At 42.9% G+C, this 16,997-nt stretch carries 14 protein-coding genes; 13 read left to right on the forward strand and 1 reads right to left on the reverse strand.

The genetic code is table 11. From position 1 onward, the window contains the following. The first annotated feature begins 90 nt into the window (after positions 1-90). Both A8805_RS17210 and A8805_RS17215 read left to right on the forward strand, forming a co-directional pair. A complete protein-coding gene (locus tag A8805_RS17210) occupies positions 91-531 on the forward strand; it encodes a GNAT family N-acetyltransferase (RefSeq protein WP_109713434.1) in 441 nt (146 codons plus the stop codon). A 69-nt stretch (positions 532-600) separates the two neighbouring features. After that, entirely contained in the window at positions 601-942 is a 342-nt protein-coding gene (locus A8805_RS17215; RefSeq protein WP_109713436.1) for a cupin domain-containing protein, read from the forward strand. Between the two features lie 71 nt (positions 943-1,013). Here the strand turns inward: A8805_RS17215 and A8805_RS17220 are convergent, their stop codons facing one another. Continuing rightward, positions 1,014-2,108: a pyridoxal phosphate-dependent aminotransferase gene (locus A8805_RS17220; RefSeq protein ID WP_109713438.1), complete on the reverse strand. Its 1,095-nt coding sequence runs from the start codon at positions 2,106-2,108 to the stop codon at positions 1,014-1,016. 195 nt (positions 2,109-2,303) lie between these two features. On the opposite strand from A8805_RS17220, the gene A8805_RS17225 reads away from it, so the two are divergent. The 11 genes from A8805_RS17225 to A8805_RS17275 all read left to right on the forward strand — a co-directional run bounded on the left by A8805_RS17225 (position 2,304) and on the right by A8805_RS17275 (position 16,946). Further along, complete coding sequence (locus A8805_RS17225) at positions 2,304-5,594, forward strand: DUF5717 family protein (RefSeq protein WP_109713441.1); 3,291 nt, start codon at positions 2,304-2,306, stop codon at positions 5,592-5,594. 261 nt (positions 5,595-5,855) lie between these two features. Beyond that, on the forward strand, positions 5,856-7,139 hold the full coding sequence (locus tag A8805_RS17230; protein ID WP_109713443.1) for a DUF5716 family protein: 1,284 nt from the start codon (positions 5,856-5,858) through the stop codon (positions 7,137-7,139). Next, the gene (locus A8805_RS17235; protein WP_109713445.1) at positions 7,114-7,881 is read left to right on the forward strand and encodes a hypothetical protein; all 768 of its coding nucleotides are present in this window, start codon (positions 7,114-7,116) and stop codon (positions 7,879-7,881) included. The genes A8805_RS17230 and A8805_RS17235 overlap by 26 nt, the downstream gene beginning before the upstream one ends. A gap of 101 nt (positions 7,882-7,982) precedes the next feature. Continuing rightward, positions 7,983-8,831, forward strand: coding sequence for an amino acid ABC transporter substrate-binding protein (locus A8805_RS17240; RefSeq protein ID WP_109713447.1), 849 nt, complete (start codon positions 7,983-7,985; stop codon positions 8,829-8,831). A gap of 72 nt (positions 8,832-8,903) precedes the next feature. Further along, positions 8,904-9,560 (forward strand): amino acid ABC transporter permease, encoded by a 657-nt coding sequence (locus A8805_RS17245; RefSeq protein ID WP_109713449.1) that lies wholly within the window; start codon positions 8,904-8,906, stop codon positions 9,558-9,560. Between the two features lie 11 nt (positions 9,561-9,571). Next, positions 9,572-10,261 carry an amino acid ABC transporter ATP-binding protein gene (locus tag A8805_RS17250; protein WP_109713451.1) on the forward strand — a complete coding sequence of 230 codons (690 nt, stop codon included), beginning with the start codon at positions 9,572-9,574 and terminating at the stop codon, positions 10,259-10,261. A gap of 362 nt (positions 10,262-10,623) precedes the next feature. Continuing rightward, positions 10,624-11,331: a phosphoribosylaminoimidazolesuccinocarboxamide synthase gene (gene purC / locus A8805_RS17255; protein ID WP_109713453.1), complete on the forward strand. Its 708-nt coding sequence runs from the start codon at positions 10,624-10,626 to the stop codon at positions 11,329-11,331. Between the two features lie 14 nt (positions 11,332-11,345). Next, positions 11,346-12,773: an amidophosphoribosyltransferase gene (purF, locus tag A8805_RS17260; RefSeq protein ID WP_109713455.1), complete on the forward strand. Its 1,428-nt coding sequence runs from the start codon at positions 11,346-11,348 to the stop codon at positions 12,771-12,773. A 128-nt stretch (positions 12,774-12,901) separates the two neighbouring features. Beyond that, a complete protein-coding gene (gene purB, locus A8805_RS17265; RefSeq protein ID WP_109713457.1) occupies positions 12,902-14,335 on the forward strand; it encodes an adenylosuccinate lyase in 1,434 nt (477 codons plus the stop codon). A 93-nt stretch (positions 14,336-14,428) separates the two neighbouring features. After that, positions 14,429-14,980, forward strand: coding sequence for a LemA family protein (locus A8805_RS17270; RefSeq protein WP_181392891.1), 552 nt, complete (start codon positions 14,429-14,431; stop codon positions 14,978-14,980). A 19-nt stretch (positions 14,981-14,999) separates the two neighbouring features. Then, positions 15,000-16,946, forward strand: a complete 1,947-nt coding sequence (locus A8805_RS17275) for a DUF2207 domain-containing protein (RefSeq protein WP_242992456.1) — start codon at positions 15,000-15,002, stop codon at positions 16,944-16,946. The last annotated feature ends 51 nt before the right edge of the window (positions 16,947-16,997 follow it).

The following is a 16,997-nucleotide window of genomic DNA, read 5'->3' on the forward strand; positions in this document are numbered from 1 at the left end:
TTTGATGGCATTCCATATTGAAATCTCCTCTTGCTTAAATGTCCATGACCCTTTATGATGGAAAGGAGAAGAATGGTAATAGGAGGAGTTATGATACGGGAATTAGAATTAAAAGACAGGGATTTATATTTGAAGATGGCACATGATTTTTATCATTCACCGGCAGTGCTGCATCCAATACCCGACTCCTATATGGAGCGGACTTTTGAAGAATGCATGAAGGGTGGAATTTATGCAAAGCTTTATATCCTGGAATGCGAGGGTGAGCCGGCAGGCTACGGATTGGTTTCTAAAACATTTTCCCAGGAAGCCGGCGGCTGTGTCTGCTGGCTGGAGGAGCTTTATATTATGGAACAATACCGCGGCAAAGGGCTGGGCAGTGAATTTTTTGCCTACCTGGAGCAGAACAGGGAAGAGGATGTAAAAAGATTCCGTCTGGAAGTAGAGGAAGACAACACAAGGGCAAAGGCACTTTATGAAAGACTGGGATATAAAAGCATGGCATATCATCAGATGGTAAAAGAATTTTAATTACAGTTCAGAATGGAATCCAGCTTATGGCCGAGCTGTAACACAATACGCTAAAGGAGGAATATTAGTATGACAAAAGCAGGAGAAAGAAAAGTAGAGACAATAGAACGGGCGAATGGAGGAGCAGGATTTCTCATGAAGGAGGCGCTGCTTACTCCCGAGCAGCTGGGAAGCCATTGTAAAATGTTTTCCAAAGTAACTCTCAAACCTAACTGTGAACTGGGGCATCACGAGCATCATGGAGAGACGGAAGCATATTATATCCTGTCCGGCAAAGGGATGTATGATGATAACGGCAATGCAGTTCCGGTAGAGGCAGGAGATGTTACATTTTGCGAAGATGGAAAAGGGCATGGAGTTAAAAATACAGGGGATGAAGATTTGGTGTTTGTGGCTCTGATATTAAAATAATGTGAGGTTTCAACCTTAAAGCCTCGAATGGATAGGGGGGGCATAAATAATCAATAACCCCCAATCTTCTTTTAAGCGAGAGCTTCCCGCAAAATATTTAAGAGATGTGTATTATCATCAGGATTCATGATACAAAAGCGTACGTATTCACCTTCCAGGCATTGGAAGGAAGAACAGTCGCGTATCATGAGTCCTTTTTTTATGCAGGATTCAAAGATGTCAAAGGCTGTGGTATTGTCTTTGTGTATTTGAATCAGGATAAAATTGGCTGCTGCATCGTAGACGGTGATATGAGGAAGGCGGCGCAGTTCTTCCAGCATCCGGGTTCTCTCAGAGAGAATAAGCTCTCTGGTTTTTTGAATGTATCTAGTGTCCTGAAGCATAAGCTCACCTGCAAAAGCTCCGATACTGTTCAGAGACCAGGGAATCTGGTGTTCCTTGATTCCTTCAAGGAGAGGGTGGCTGCTGGTTACTCCGTAGCCAAGGCGCAGGCCGGGAGCAGCAAAGAACTTGGAGACTCCGCGCAGGATGATGAAATTATCAAAAACTTTTACCAGCGGCATGGCGGTAGCCTGGGAAAGAACCGGGGCAAATTCTACATAGGTTTCATCAATCATAACAAAGGTTCCGGTTTCTTTACACACATCAAGAATCTGCCTCATCTCTTCTGTTGAAATAACAGAGGAGGTGGGATTATTAGGGTTACATATGATGAGCAGGTCATAACGGGCCTGCAGTCTTTTTAGAAAATCCGGGATATCCAGACGGAAAGTGGTACCGGCGTCCAGATGATAGTACTCCTGAGTATTACCGCCCAAGGAAAGTTCCCTGGCATACTCAGAATAGGTGGGACCTAAAATCAAGGTCTTTTTCGGATGCATCTGTTCTATAAGCAGAGAGATGAGTTCAGTGGATCCATTTCCTACCAGTACATGGGAGGGCGAAACCTGACAGTAATTTCCGATAACATGGCGCAGAGAGGTATATTCTCTGTCCGGATAGGAGGAGATAATGTCAAGACGACGGGCCACCTCTGCTTTTACGTTTTCAGAGAGCCCGAGGGGATTTACATTTGCGCCGAAATTAATAATGGAATCTTTCGGAATCCCGTAGTGCTCTGCGATTTTTTCCAGGTCGCTCCCGTGAAATTCTGGTCTTGTATTCATGTATACAATCTCCTTTCAAATTCTTTTATTCACCCGTTGCAAGAAATGCTATAAAGATGCTATAATTGAGTGTAGTGATTTTACTTGCCCGCAAAGGGGAATCACAAACGTCAGAGTGAAAAATTTATTTTTCATTTTCTATTATAGCGTGCTTATAAAAAAATGCAACGAAAGAAACATGAGTAGGTGACGAACTTGAAGAATAAGATTAAACGTCTTTCCAAAGGAGATTTCCACATTCCACAGCCAGAGATTATTTTCCCGGAGACGCGGATTATTATGCGTGTCGGAGAAGGGGAAATGTATAAAGGAAGTTTTTCCTTACAGAATCAGGGTGAGGGGACAATCAGAGGGCTTGTATATCCCTCTTCTTATCGTGTCCATTGTGAGGAACAGGGCTTTGATGGAAACCCGGTTAATATCTATTATACATATGATGGCTCAGGGCTGGTTCCCGGGCACGTGGAACATGGCAAGTTTACGATTGTCTGCAACGGAGGTGAGTATGACGTTGCATTTACGGCAATTATTGAAAAGCCCTTTGTTATGACAAGTTATGGAAAAGTGCAGAGCCTGGAAGATTTTAAGAAGCTTTCTTTCCGTGATTCAGCGGAGGCTGAGAAGCTGTTTCGTTCCAGAGATTTCTATGAGATATTAAAATACGAGGACAAGCGTATTCAGGCACTTTATGATAATATGCGAAAATGGGAGCTGGACCAGCAGGCACTTGAGGAGTTCCTGGTGGGCTGCAAGCAGAAAGAAAAGATATTCCTGACGCTGGAGGAGGAGAGCCGTGCTTTTATGGAAGTGCCGGAGGCACGGAAAGAGACTCTTACGGTGAAGAAGAACACGTGGGGATATCTTTCTATTGATGTACGTACAGTAGGGGATTTTCTGACTGTAGAGCACCCTAAGATTTCTACGGAGGAATTTATTGGAAATTCATACCGGTTAGAGTACATTATTACAACAGAACATCTACACAAAGGAAGCAATTTTGGACAGATTGTAATTGAGACGCCTTATGAAACCCTTATTTATGAGATTGTAGTAGAGAAGGATGTGAGGCGGGACGAAGAATACCGTGCTTCGGACATGGAGTTTGCCAGTATTATAAAACGGTATCTGACCTATGAGGCAGGCCGGATTGACCTGAATACATGGACGGATGAATCGCTAAAGAAGATTGAACATCTGAGGGACGGAGACAACAAAAACGAATTGTATTTGCTTGTCCATGCCCATATTTATTTGATTGGCAAACGCTTTGAGGAAGCCAAATTAGTTCTGGAATCCTACAATTATAACCGGTTTGCCATTGGCAAAAATGTGGAAATGAGTTCCTACTATTTGTATCTTACCACATTGCTGAGCAATGATTCCATCGGACAAAGACGAGTGGCTGAGGAGCTGTCCAAGTCTTACATGAAACATCCGGAAAACTGGATGATTCTTTGTATGCTGGTGAATGTGGATTCAGAATACAAAATTTACAGTGAGCGCCTGCGTGCATTAGAGCGTCAGTTTTATGAGGAGAAAACACACAGTATCTGGTTTTATATGGAAGCCTTCAAGTGTTTCCGCGATAAGAGTTCTTCCTTAAAAAAACTGGGTGCATTTGAGGTACAGGTGCTGCATTTTGCGGCAAAATATAAGCTTATGACAAAAGAGCTGGCATTGTATACGGCAAACCTGGCAAGCCAGCTGAAAAAATTTGATAAACACCTCTATGAGGCGCTGGTGCTGTCTTATAAGATGTATGAGGAATATATGATTCTTACTGCTATCTGCACATTGCTGATTAAGGGGAATTGTATAGGGCACAGTTATTTCAAATGGTATGAGAAAGCTGTGGAATCAGAGCAGAAGATTGCACAGTTATATGAATATTATATGGCGTCTATTCAGGAAAACCATTTCCATAAGGCGCTGCCAAGGTCGGTATATCTGTATTTTATGCATGGAAACATGCTGGACTACAGGAAATGTGCGCTGCTGTATTCAAATTTGATTACCCATGAAGATGAATCCAGTGAAATCTATGCCCATTACAGGGATGAGATGGAGGCGTTTGCATGGAATCAGCTGGAAAGACGTCATGTTGATGAGCGGCTCCGCATTATTTATAAACGTTTTATCGTGGAAGGTGCCATGAATACGGAGCGTATCAAAGCCCTGTTTGACATCTGCCATGCTTACGAAATTACAACTAAAATACCAAATATGAAGTTTATTTATGTTATAGCAGATGACGGAAATATTGCACAGAGGGTACCTTATACAGAGAAAGGAGCCCAGGTTTTCCTGTATGCAAAGACCGACAGACTTGTATGGGAGTCAAAGGATGGAAGACACTATACAGATTCCATACCTTATGAGAGCCGGCGCCTGTTTTATGAACTCCGTTATATGGATATGTGTAAAAAGTATCTGAACAGTATGCGCATGAACTGGCAGAAAGAAGAGGAGGAGACTCTGAATCTGGAAGTTGTCAGAGAAAAGGGTGTTGAAGGCTACGCGGAGGAAGAGTTATTCAGTCTTTGCAGCAGAACCATTCGGGAAAATAACTATGAGAATGATGACTTCCTGACTTATATCTGCTTCGAATTGTTTAAAAAGGGACATTATGACAAAGTGATTTTGACCTATCTCGCCAACTATTACTGCGGTGCAACTGTGGATATGAAGAGGCTTTGGAGAGAGGCAAAAGAATATGAAGTACATACCCATAAGCTGGCAGAGCGGATTTTGACACAAATGCTGTTCTCAGAAGAGTTATTTGCAGAGGTACAGATATTCGAAGAGTATTATGCGGAAGGTGCATACTTCAGACTTCAGCAGGCATATCTGGCTTATATGTCCAGAGGTTATGTAGTGGAAGACAGGAAGATCGGCAAGAGCATTATTGATATCATATGCAGGGAATATGAAAAGGGAGAAGATACGATTGATATCTGCAAGATTGCGGTATTGAAGTATTATTCTAACCGTGAATATAATTCTATGATACGCAAGACGCTGAAGAAGTTTTTGCAGGAGCTTAGCGGAAAACAAATCTATTTTCCGTTTTTCCTTGCTTATGAGAAGGAATGGCTCATAGAACTCCAGCTCTGGGATAAGACACTGATAGAGTATAAAGGTCAGAAAGGCAGCCGTGTTATGCTTTATTATCAGCTTCAGAAAGGTGATTCTGAGGAGGTAGACTACTCAATGGAAGTTCTGACCCCAATGTATGAAAACCTGTATGTGAAAAAGTTTGTTCTTTTCGCCAATGAAAAGTTAAAGTATTATTTTAAGGAAATCATTGACGGAAATACATACCGGAGCAATAAGGAAACTTGTGTAAAAGAAGTAAAAGTTGGAGAATCCGGCAGGTATGGGTGTCTGAATGATATCCTTCTGAGTGATGGCAAAGAAAAAGAGGCAAAGATGAAGACCTATGCAGCAGAAGACGCAATCGCAGCACATATGTTTGAACAATATTAAGCGAGACCGATAGTGATTAGCGAAACATTGAACACTTGGCGAGGTTTTTCACGAGCCTAGTGAGAAAGTTCACCCTTGCGGTGTGTGTTTTCGAGCTTAGCACGCAGGTCGTTCTTTGAGATTGGCGAGGTTTTTCACGAGCTTAGCGAAAAGAACTTCCTTGGCCGGTAGTGATTAGCGAAACATTGAACACTTGGTGAGGTCTTTACGAGCCTAGCGAAAAGAACTTCCTTATTACGGAAATAGAGAAGGAGACCTGTAATGGGACAAGGCAACATAATTGGATATGAAATAAATGATAAGACCTGCCAGATCAGCTTTTATAATGAACAGCAGCTTGAGCCGGAAACCCTTGAAGTGGACTCGGACAATTATCAGATTCCTCTGATTATTGGCAAGCTGAGGGACACCTGGGCTTATGGGAAAGAGGCAAAGCGTCTGGTTACCATTAAGGAAGGCTTTACGGTAACCCGGCTACTGGATAAAAGCCTGGCGGGGGAGAAGATTGAATTCGGGGAAGAGACTTATGAAGCTGTATGGCTGCTTTCTAAGTTTATTCAGATGTCACTTCAGTCTTTTCCGCAGATAGAAGGGATTGTATTCAGTGTTCCGGAGCTGACCGAGGAACTGGCTCAGCTTCTGCGGGGCATTGCGGTACGGATGAATATTGATAAGAGACATATTTTTATCCAGGATTACAAGGAAAGTTTTTGTAATTATCTGTTTTACCAGCCTAAAGAGCTGTGGCAGTATGAAGCAGCTTTGTTTTGCTGCGACAGAAATGAAATCAAAGCATTTATGCTTCGCCGGCTGAAGCCCGGACTGGGAGGCGGCAAGACGACCTTTGTTACGGTGGATGAGGTGGCAAGTGCCCATATGAAGGAGCTGGCTGCTGTGTATCCGGTTTTAAATGAGGATAAGGCCAGAGAAGCAGACACCAGGTTCTGTAAATTCATTGAGGGTGTATTCGATAAGCGGATTGTTTCTTCTGTTTTTCTGACGGGAGAAGGGTTTGAAAATAACTGGTATCCTACATCCCTCAGAGTATTATGTAACGGCAGAAGGGCATTTATTGGAAATAATCTTTATAGTAAGGGTGCCTGCTATACGGCGTACAGGAAGATGTTCATGCACATTGAAGACCCGGTATACCTGTCGGAAATGAAACTGACAGACCAGATTACGGTTAATATGCGGGTGGACGGACAGGAAATGTGGTATCCAATTGTCTCCTGGGGAGCGCATTGGTATGAGTCAAATAATCAGTGGGAAGTACTGCTGGAGGATGTGGAGGATATCGAACTGCATGTGGAGTCACTGGTTCAGGGAACACTGAAGACTGAAGTGATTTCTCTAAAAAACTTCCCGAAAAGAGGGGAATATTCCATGCGGCTTCAGATTGAGACCCTGTTTTTGGATGAAAAGACGTGTAAGATTACAGTGAGAGATGTAGGGTTTGGGGAGTTTTTCCTGCCTACTGATTTTCAGGAGGAGAAGATTATACATTTAGGAGGCAACGATGGGAAGTTTAATTCTCTGTCATGACAGACATGCGACGCATCCTTATGAAATTACGAGGATTCACTGCAAGATATTTACAATTGAAGAATTATGTTACTATCTGTGCAATAATCTCTACCTGGTTGATTACACAATTATGAACGAGCAGCTCTGTACCTGGCTGGAAGAGGAGATTGGGATGCCGGAGCTGGCCAAGAATTTGAGAGATGTTATCCGGATGCGGGGCTCGGTGGAGAAATTTGTTTTAACGATTCTGAAAAGTTCCAGGATATTCAGAGAGCCGGAGATGATACGGATTCAAAATGTGCTGGAACGTCTGAAGAACCAGAAGGATATTGAGCGTCAGAAGTTCAAGGGAGATAACCTGCTGGAGAGCGGTGAGATTGAGGAAGCAATTCTTGTATACCAGGCAATCCTCAATGAGGAAGCAGATGACAGTGTGGATCCCAGGTTTTATGGGAAAATTTATGCAGGATTGGGCGCAGCCTATGGAAGACTCTTTTTATATCAAGAGTCGGCACGGATGTATGACAGGGCTTATCAGATTTGTGAGGATAAAGAACTGCTGAAGCCGTATCTCTATGCTTCTTATAAATATATGTCTTTGGAGGAGTACCATATTTTATTGACGAAGTATGACGATTATGCAGAGGTCAATACCCAGATGCGGCAGGAAATGGAAGAAATCAAGAAACATTTACAGATGGAACCAAGTTCCCTATTACTGGAGAAATGGAAACAGCAGTATAGAAGAAGCCATATTTGACATTCAAGCGGAAAAGTGATACTATGTCTAAGTGTTTTAACGTAGTAAAGTAATCAATTAGTAAAAGAGGAAAGTATTACGGCGAGGAGGACATGGTATTTATGAAGAGAAAATTAGCGGCGGCATTGGCAGTTGTACTTGTGCTGACGGCGGGGATGGCAGGATGTGGAAACAAGAGTGAAGATGTGTCTGCGGACAGCTCCGCAAAGGCTGATACAAAGGCGGACGTAACCAATGAGGAAAAGAGTGACGGAGATACCTTTACAGTAGGGTTTGATGCAGGCTTTCCTCCATATGGATACAAGGATGAAGACGGGGAATATGTAGGTTTTGATTTAGATCTGGCGCAGGAAGTTTGTGACAGAAATGGATGGAAACTGGAAAAGCAGCCGATTGACTGGGATGCAAAGGATATGGAGCTGAACTCAGGAACCATTGACTGTATCTGGAACGGCTTTACCATAAATGGACGGGAAGAGGACTATACCTGGTCAGAGCCTTATGTGGACAACAGTCAGGTAGTAGTAGTTGCTGAAAACTCAGGGATTAAAACTTTAGAAGACCTTGCAGGCAAGATTGTGGAAGTACAGGCAGACTCCTCAGCACTGAAGGCCCTGGAGGAGGACCAGAAGGATCTGGCAGGAACATTTGCTTCCCTGACCCAGGTACCGGAATATAATACGGCATTCATGGATTTGGAAGCAGGTGCGGCGGAAGCGGTTGCAATGGATGTAGGTGTTGCGAAGTATCAGATAGAATCCAGAGGCGGCGGATATATTATCTTAGATGAGACGATTTCATCAGAGCAGTACGGTGTTGGTTTCAAAAAAGGTAATGAGAAGCTGAAAGATCAGGTACAGAAGACACTGGATGAGATGGCAAAAGACGGTACATTTATGACGATCGCTGAAAAGTGGGGCGTTGAGGATGCCGTAGTCTTAGGCAAATAAAAGCTAAAAAGTAAGAACGTAAAAGGTCAGAATTCTTATCTGGCCTTTTATAAAACCCGGAGGATTAGAAGGATGAAGATAAGTGTTATGGCAATGATAAGCCAATTATCAGGAGGCATGATAGGAACAATAGGGATATTTTTTGCTACACTTTTGTTTTCACTGCCACTAGGATTGCTCGTTGCATTCGGAAGAATGTCAAAAATAAAGATTATTCAGTGGATAGCGAAAGTATATATCTCTATTATGCGGGGAACCCCTCTGATGCTGCAATTAATGGTGGTTTATTTCGGGCCGTATTACATATTTAAAATTCAGATTTCTGCTTCCTACAGACTCGGTGCGGTACTGATTGCATTTGCAATTAATTATGCCGCATATTTTGCGGAAATTTACCGGGGCGGCATTGAATCTATGCCGGTGGGGCAGTATGAGGCAGCCGGGCTTCTGGGATACAGCAAAGGCCAGACGTTCTTTCGCATTATTTTCCCACAGGTTATAAAAAGAATTCTGCCCTCTGTGACAAATGAAGTAATTACCCTTGTCAAAGATACATCTCTGGCATTTGCCATCGCTTATGCGGAGATGTTTACCACAGCGAAACAGATTGCGTCTGCACAGACATCAATTATTCCTTTAATGGCAGCCGGAATATTCTACTACATATTTAATCTAGTTGTAGCTGTAGTTATGGAATCGCTGGAAAAGAAATTGAACTATTACAAGTAGGAGGAAATGTCATGAGTTTACTGGAAATAAATCATATCAAAAAAAGCTTTGATGGCGTGGAAGTTCTGAAGGACATTTCTCTGAAAGTGAATGAAGGAGAGGTTCTGGCGATTATCGGGCCGTCTGGTTCAGGAAAGTCGACACTGCTCCGCTGTGCTACAGATCTTGAGGTACCGGATGGCGGGGAGATTCACTATAAAGGAAGGTTCGGTCTGGTGTTCCAGAATTTCAATCTTTTCCCACATTTTTCTGTGATGAAGAATATTACAGATGCACCCCTCAAAGTGCAGAAACGGGGAAAAGAGGAGGTATTAAAAGAGGCTCGGGCACTTTTGAAGAAGATGGGCCTGGAGGATAAGGAGAATGCATATCCCTATCAGCTTTCAGGAGGCCAGCAGCAGAGAGTGTCTATTGCGAGGGCGCTAGCGATGAATCCTCAGATTCTCTTTTTTGATGAGCCTACATCGGCTTTGGACCCGGAATTGACAGGAGAAATTTTAAAGGTTATCAAAGATTTGGCATCAGAGAACATGACTATGGTAATTGTGACTCACGAGATGAATTTTGCAAAGCATGTGGCTGACCATATCATATTTATGGACAAGGGTGTAATTGCAGAGCAAGGGACACCGGAAGAGGTTTTTGGTTCCGATAATACCCGGATGAAGGAGTTTCTCGGAAAGTTGTCCCAGGAACAATGATAAATCAAGCGTGATATATAAGAAAAACTTATATGTTGCAGCGTAAATAAATAATGAGCGTAAATCCTTACAAGGCAGTGGGTATATTGATTTTCCCCCTGCCTTGTATTATAATCTTTATGGAAACATCCATGTCACTAAGGAAACAACCATGCTGCTAAGTTCTAAAGGACACATCACTGGTGAACTTTCACACTAAGTTCGAAAAGACCTCACCAAGTGTTCAATGTTTCACTAAGTAGTATAAGCAAGTTGACAGGATGTACTTTGCAGCTAAGGCTTGAAAAGGCCAAGCCTAAGATGCATAAGCATAGTTGATGTGAAATTACAAGGAAGTATACGAAAAGGACAGGTGTGAACGTATGAAAAAATTGGAGCAGCTTTACGAGGGAAAAGCCAAAAAGGTATTTGCTACAGAGGATTCGGATATTGTAATTGTAGACTATAAAGATGATGCCACTGCATTTAATGGTGAGAAAAAGGGAACAATTGTTGGAAAAGGTGTAGTTAATAACCGTATGACCAACTATATCTTTCAGATACTGGAAAAAGAAGGTGTACCGACACATTATGTAGAAGAACTCAGCGATAGGGAAACGGCAGTAAAAAAAGTAGAAATTGTTCCGCTGGAAGTTATTGTGCGTAATGTGGCTGCAGGAAGTTTTTCAAAAAAGCTTGGGATTGAAGAAGGAAGAAAGCTGTTAGCACCGACTTTAGAGTTCAGTTATAAAGATGATGATTTGGGCGATCCGATGATTAACGATTATTTTGCTATCGCAATCGGAGCTGCTACAAGGGAAGAGATTGAAAAAATTACAGAATATACATTTAAAGTAAATGATGTTCTGAGAAAGTTTTTTGATGAAGCAGGAATCGAATTGATTGATTTTAAAATCGAATATGGAAGATTCCACGGGGATATTATCCTGGCTGATGAGATTTCACCAGATACATGCAGGCTATGGGATAAGGAAACACATGAAAAATTGGACAAAGACCGTTTCCGAAGAGACATGGGTAATGTAGAGGATGCATACCAGGAAGTATTTAAACGTATCGGCATTCAATAGTCAGGAGTGTATTCATGAGCAGATTGGAAAAGGTTACTACAGGCATGGGAGAAGAATGCGGGGTTTTTGGCGCATATGATATGGATGGCGGCGATGTGGCGCCATCCATATATTATGGCCTTTTTGCCCTGCAGCACAGAGGACAGGAAAGCTGCGGCATTGCAGTGACGGACACATATGGAAAGCGAAAGATTTCATCGAAAAAAGGCCTGGGTCATGTGGACGATGTGTTTGATGAGGAGTCACTGGAAGAATTAAAGGGAAATCTGGGAGTCGGACATGTGCGCTACTCTACGGCGGGGGGAACCCGGGTAGAGAATGCTCAGCCCCTTGTCATCAATTATGTAAAAGGGACACTTGCGATTGCTCATAATGGTAATCTTGTCAACGCCATCCCGCTGAGACGGGAACTGGAGTATACAGGTGCTATCTTTCAGACGACGATTGATTCAGAAGTAATTGCATACCATATAGCCAGAGAGAGGCTGAATGTTTCAAAAGCAGAAGACGCAGTAAAAAATGCGATGAAGAAAATCAAAGGGGCATATGCTCTTGTTGTGAGCAGTCCCCGGAAGCTGATTGGAGCAAGAGATCCTTTAGGACTAAAGCCTCTCTGTATAGGGAAACAGGGTCATGTATACTTTCTTGCTTCTGAGAGTTGTGCCATAGCGGCAGTAGGAGCCGAGTTTGTGCGGGATGTGCTTCCGGGAGAGGTTGTAAGCTTTACAAAACATGGGATAGATTCGGACATGAGCATGGCGATTCCGGGAGAGCAGCAGGCAAGGTGCATTTTTGAATATATTTACTTTGCCCGTACAGACAGTACCATTGACGGCGTGAATGTGTATCATTCCAGAATTACAGCAGGCAAGGCGCTGGCTGAATCCTATCCGGTGGAGGCTGACCTTGTGGTTGGGGTGCCGGACTCAGGGCTTGTAGCTGCCAAGGGATACTCTGAACAATCAGGCATTCCCTATGGAATGGCTTTCCATAAAAATAGCTATGTAGGCAGAACATTTATAAAGCCAAAGCAAAGTGACAGGGAATCCAGTGTTAAGATTAAACTGAATGTGATTTCGGAGGTCGTAAAAGGGAAGCGTATTGTCATGGTGGACGATTCCATTGTGCGTGGGACAACCTGCGAAAATATTATTAAAATGCTGAAAAAGGCAGGTGCCACCGAAGTACATGTCAGAATCAGTTCCCCGCCGTTTTTATACCCCTGTTATTTTGGGACAGATGTGCCATCCAATGAACAACTAATAGCACATTCCCATACGACAGAGCAGATACGGCAAATGATAGGTGCGGATACACTTGGGTATATGGAAGTGGAAAAGTTAAAAGATATGGTTGGAGATTTGAGCTTCTGTGATGCATGCTTTACAGGAAAATACCCCATGCCCGTACCCGGCGAGGATATCAGCCATGCATTTGAGTAGAGCACTTAGCGAGGTGTTTTCGAGCTTAGTGCGAACCACATCCCGACACTTGATGAGGTATTTTCGAATCTAGTGGCGGGATGATACCGCTAAGTAGAGCATTTTTAGATGAATAGGAGATAATAGTTATGAGTAAGGATTGTTATGTCAGCCCTCTTTCCGAGCGTTACGCGAGCAAAGAGATGCAGTATATTTTTTCACCGGATAAAAAGTTCAGGACATGGAGAAGGCTTTGGATTGCTCTTGCAGAAACGGAGAAGGAACTTGGCCTGAATATTACAGAGGAGCAAATTGAAGAGCTGAAAGCTCACGCGGAAGATATTAATTATGATGTGGCAAAGGAGAGAGAGAAGGTCGTGCGCCATGACGTAATGTCTCATGTGTATGCTTATGGTGTACAGTGCCCTAAGGCAAAGGGAATCATCCACTTGGGTGCGACATCATGTTATGTAGGAGACAACACGGATATCATCGTAATGGCGGAAGCCCTGAAGCTGGTAAAAATAAAACTTGTTAATGTGCTTGCGGAGCTGGCGAAGTTTGCGGATGAGTATAAAGCACAGCCTACATTGGGATTTACTCACTTTCAGCCGGCACAGCCTACTACAGTAGGTAAAAGAGCCACTCTCTGGATGCAGGAATTTGAAATAGACCTGGAAGATCTGGAATATGTTCTGGGCAGCTTAAAGCTTTTGGGCTCCAAAGGGACTACAGGAACCCAGGCAAGTTTTCTGGAACTGTTTGACGGAAATCAGGAGACCATTAATAAAATTGATCCGATGATAGCTAAAAAAATGGGATTTGAGGCTTGTTATCCTGTGTCCGGACAGACCTACTCCAGAAAAATAGATACCCGGGTTCTGAATGTACTTGCGGGAATTGCAGCCAGTGCCCATAAATTTTCCAATGATATTCGTCTTCTCCAGCATTTGAAAGAAGTAGAGGAACCTTTTGAGAAGTCACAGATTGGTTCTTCTGCCATGGCATACAAGAGAAACCCTATGAGAAGCGAGAGAATTGCCTCATTGTCCCGTTACGTGATGGCAGATGCCATGAACCCGGCTATTACATCCGCTGCACAGTGGTTTGAGAGAACCCTGGATGATTCTGCGAATAAGCGACTGAGTATTCCGGAAGGATTTCTGGCAATCGACGGTATCCTGGATTTGTGCCTGAATGTAGTGGACGGACTTGTGGTATATCCTAAAGTAATTGAAAAGCGCCTGATGTCCGAATTGCCGTTCATGGCTACGGAGAACATTATGATGGATGCTGTTAAAGCAGGCGGAGACAGGCAGGAGCTGCATGAGAAAATCCGTGAGTTGTCTATGGAAGCAGGGAAGAATGTAAAAGAAAAGGGTCTGGACAATAATCTTTTAGAATTGATTGCAGCGGATGAAGCCTTCAACATGAGTCTGGAGGATTTAGAGAAAACAATGGATCCGGCAAAGTATGTAGGGCGCTCAAAAGAACAGGTGGAAGCTTACCTGAAAAACGTGATTCATCCCCTATTAGAAAAAAATAAAGAATTGCTTGGTATGAAAGCGGAAATTCACGTATAATAATATTACAGTTCAGCTATAGATTCTAACTGCAGCTGAACTGTAATTCGTGTATTATAAAATGAGAATTAATTATGATAAGGAGGATGTATTATGGTAATTTGGATTATACTTGCAATTGTAGTTATTATCGTAATTTGGTTTGCCGGCTCTTACAATGGATTCATCAAGCTTAGAAACAAGACAGAAGAGGCATTTTCGGCAATGGACGTGTCTCTGAAAAAGAGATATGACCTGATTCCTAACTATATAGAGACTGTTAAGGGCTATGCAAAGCATGAATCAGGGACTTTGGAGAAAGTTATTTCTGCAAGAAATGCAGCTATGAATGCATCCACAGCAGAAGAAAGAATTGCTAATGATAATATTTTAAGCGGTACTTTGAAGTCTTTATTTGCACTCTCTGAGGCCTATCCGGATTTGAAAGCAAACCAGAATTTTCTGCAGCTTCAGGACCAGTTACAGCGGATTGAGGAAGAAATAGCCGGATCCCGAAGATATTATAATGGTGTGGTGAACCGTTTCAACACAAAAGTGGAAATGTTCCCGGGCAATATCCTTGCAGGCATTTTCGGATTTAAGAGAAAGCCGCTGTATGAAGTGGCAGAGACGGAACAGAGGGAAAATGTGAAAGTGGCTTTCTAAAGCAAGGGAGGATATCAGTATGAAGAAATTCGGCGTCAGATCTGCATCAATGATTTTATGGGCCAGTATATGGCTGTTTTTGGTGTTTGGTTTCGGCGCGCTGGAAGGGGTCACTGTCTCAGAAAACAGTCTTACAGAAGACTGGGCAATGCGCACAGAATATTTTAATACGGATATCGTAATAAATGAGAATCAGTCCTATGAAATTACAGAGAATATAGGAGTGAATTTTTTGGAACCCAGACAGGGAATCTACCGTTATATCCCGTATAAAGGAACCGCGGATATCCCTTATTATGCAAAAATCACGGACGAAAAGGCAACGGAGCCTTTACATGTCAGTGCTGAAAGAGGATACTGGGTTGGCCGTCTGGGTAGCGAGGGTGTGTACAAGTCTGGCAGGCAGGAGTATCAGTTTTCTTACACGATTACTCCGCAGTTTCAGTCAAAAGAATACAATATTGCCTATTATAATGTAACTCCGCCTCAATGGCAGAACCGGGTTCCGGCGGGCAGCCGTTTTACGGTTACATTTCCTAAGGACTTTGAGCACAGCAGGCTGAAACTTTATTATGGAACATATGGAGAAACTAAGGATACATCAGATATTTTGGATCTGTCCTGGAATGGAAATACCCTGACAGGGATTTTGCGGCAGGATTTGGAACTGGGGGAAGGGATTACATTTTGGGCTCCGATGGAGAATGGATATTTTACAGGTACTGGCTATCTTGGATATCTTCCATGGATGCTGCTTCTGCCGGGGGTTTTGATATGTTTACTGATTCTCTTTTTATTCCTGAAATTTGGCAGGGACGAACAGATTATTCCTTCTATTCAGTATCAGCCGCCGGATAATCTGGACAGTGCTGCGGTTGGGTATATCATTGACGGCAGCGTGGAAGATAAAGATTTACTTTCACTGATTATATATTGGGCAGATAAAGGGTATCTGCGGATTGAAGAACGGAAAGACCATGAGCTTTGCCTGTATAAATTGAAGGATCTGCCGGATGATGTACCAAGCTACCAGTCTAATATATTCAATAAGCTGTTTCAGGGAGCCAGTGAACGAAAAATCAGTGATTTGCAGTATCAGTTTGCAGGTACGATGGAGATGGCAAAAAAGCAGCTCCGCAATTCTTTTAAAAATCAGGGGTACGATTTAATATATACAAGAGAATCAAAGATTTCCAGGGTAGCCGCAATCTTATGCTGTACACTGCCTTTAGCCTGGTTTATGCTCATAACAGGACTATACTCTGCCACAAGTGCCCTCAGAGCGGGAATACAAGTGGTATTATGGATTATTCTGCTAGCTGGAGTTTTGGTATTTTGTGCAGGGATTGATACATGGTATTCTAAATCCAGTACATCCAGAAAGCTGACAACAGGAATTGCATTAGGTATGTGCATTTTCTCCACTTCCGCATATGCAGGAAGCTATGCTATGCGTGCGTTTAAAGGAGAAATATTTAATTATATATGGGTATTGGCACCGGTACTTATCATGACCGGGATACTGATTTTCATGACAGGATTTATGAAAAGACGGACTCCTCAGTGTGTGAAGTGGATGGGGCATCTTGCAGGACTAAGGGAATTTATTCAGACTGCAGAGCTGGACCGTATGAATGAACTGGCCAAAACAAATCCAAACATGTTTTATCACATTATACCTTATGCTTATGTATTTGGCCTTTCTGCTGTATTTGCTGAGAAACTAAAAGGTCTTTCGCTGCCTGCACCTGAATGGTATGCACCTTACCATAATTATACATTTTTTGACTATTATATGTTTAACCGTTTAATGATAAGCGGACTTGATAAGACTGCGTCCACACTGAGTATGCCAAAACCAGAGCAAACCGTTGGTTCGGGAGGAAGCGGAGGCTTTGGAGGAATGTCCGGAGGAGGCGGTTTTTCAGGAGGAGGCTTCGGCGGCGGAGGCGGTGGGAGCTGGTAAAGTAAAAAAAATGCAAAGGAATGTTGCAAAGTATAGCAGCATTCCTTTTTC

It is taken from the genome of Faecalicatena contorta (genome assembly GCF_003149105.1).
Classification (GTDB): domain Bacteria; phylum Bacillota; class Clostridia; order Lachnospirales; family Lachnospiraceae; genus Muricomes; species Muricomes contortus_C.

Coding starts and splice junctions, on each gene's coding strand:
- A8805_RS17245 (WP_109713449.1), top strand. CDS start 8,904: ATGAAGATAAGTGTTATGGCAATGATAAGCCAATTATCAGGAGGCATG.
- purF (WP_109713455.1), top strand. CDS start 11,346: ATGAGCAGATTGGAAAAGGTTACTACAGGCATGGGAGAAGAATGCGGG.
- A8805_RS17275 (WP_242992456.1), top strand. CDS start 15,000: ATGAAGAAATTCGGCGTCAGATCTGCATCAATGATTTTATGGGCCAGT.
- A8805_RS17230 (WP_109713443.1), top strand. CDS start 5,856: ATGGGACAAGGCAACATAATTGGATATGAAATAAATGATAAGACCTGC.
- A8805_RS17240 (WP_109713447.1), top strand. CDS start 7,983: ATGAAGAGAAAATTAGCGGCGGCATTGGCAGTTGTACTTGTGCTGACG.
- A8805_RS17210 (WP_109713434.1), top strand. CDS start 91: ATGATACGGGAATTAGAATTAAAAGACAGGGATTTATATTTGAAGATG.
- A8805_RS17215 (WP_109713436.1), top strand. CDS start 601: ATGACAAAAGCAGGAGAAAGAAAAGTAGAGACAATAGAACGGGCGAAT.
- A8805_RS17220 (WP_109713438.1), bottom strand. CDS start 2,108: ATGAATACAAGACCAGAATTTCACGGGAGCGACCTGGAAAAAATCGCA.
- A8805_RS17235 (WP_109713445.1), top strand. CDS start 7,114: ATGGGAAGTTTAATTCTCTGTCATGACAGACATGCGACGCATCCTTAT.
- purC (WP_109713453.1), top strand. CDS start 10,624: ATGAAAAAATTGGAGCAGCTTTACGAGGGAAAAGCCAAAAAGGTATTT.
- purB (WP_109713457.1), top strand. CDS start 12,902: ATGAGTAAGGATTGTTATGTCAGCCCTCTTTCCGAGCGTTACGCGAGC.
- A8805_RS17250 (WP_109713451.1), top strand. CDS start 9,572: ATGAGTTTACTGGAAATAAATCATATCAAAAAAAGCTTTGATGGCGTG.
- A8805_RS17270 (WP_181392891.1), top strand. CDS start 14,429: ATGGTAATTTGGATTATACTTGCAATTGTAGTTATTATCGTAATTTGG.